1 protein-coding gene is annotated in these 392 nt (G+C 30.6%); it reads left to right on the top strand.

The features are described from left to right. Positions 1–392 (top strand): hypothetical protein (locus OM075_RS26720; protein WP_301193409.1); only part of this gene is annotated, 392 nt, incomplete at both ends.

The following is a 392-nucleotide window of genomic DNA, read 5'->3' as shown; positions in this document are numbered from 1 at the left end:
GCAAGTCATAAGACAGAAAAGTTAAAGGTTTCCACTTCGATTAACTTTTCGACAGAAAAAACTAATGCTGTTCCAATGGGACAAGGAAGTTCTGCCTATAGGAGTTTATTTGAGATTGCAAATAATATTTCAATCGTAGATCTTAAAGATTATAAAAATAAATTTAATTCTTTGGATAACTATTTCACACCATATGGATTAAATCCTTATTGGGCATTAAATGAGAATGGAGCAACTCAAAAAAAATACAAATTTTTTGGGAAGGCACAATTAGATTATAATTTATTGGATAATCTTGTATTTACCTATAGATTTGGAGGTGATTTTGAAAGTTCAACAGGTGAACAATGGACCGCTAAAGTTGCTTTTACTGAGGATTCATTTAATGATGG

Origin of the sequence: Plebeiibacterium sediminum (assembly GCF_026013605.1) — a bacterium.
Classification (GTDB): domain Bacteria; phylum Bacteroidota; class Bacteroidia; order Bacteroidales; family Marinilabiliaceae; genus Saccharicrinis; species Saccharicrinis sediminus.
This window is presented reverse-complemented; position numbering and strand designations above follow the sequence as displayed.